This is a genomic window from Sphingomonas sp. AC435 (assembly GCF_979253005.1).
On record NZ_CEEDCJ010000100.1, the window covers coordinates 1 to 238 of the forward strand.

The 238-nt window shown below is 69.3% G+C and carries 1 protein-coding gene; it reads right to left on the reverse strand.

Translation table 11 applies throughout. The features are described 5' to 3' along the window. On the reverse strand, positions 1–238 hold a 238-nt coding region (locus AC0CH8_RS19100; protein WP_465241230.1), incomplete at both ends, for an alpha/beta hydrolase-fold protein.

Below are 238 nucleotides of genomic sequence, written 5' to 3' on the forward strand. Positions count from 1 at the left end.
CACGCAGCGTCGCCTCCGTCGTCGCATCGGGTGTGCCGAGCGCGCGCGTCGAGAGGCAGCACGGGCTCTTCATGTACAGCGCGCCGAACACGTCCGGATGCTTCATGCCGATGCGCGCGGTGCCGTATCCGCCCATCGAAGGCCCGGCGAGGCCGCGGCTGCGCCGGTCGGCAATCGTCCGGTAATGCCCGTCGATATGGGCGACGAGGACGCGCGCCACGAACGTTTCGAAATCGCC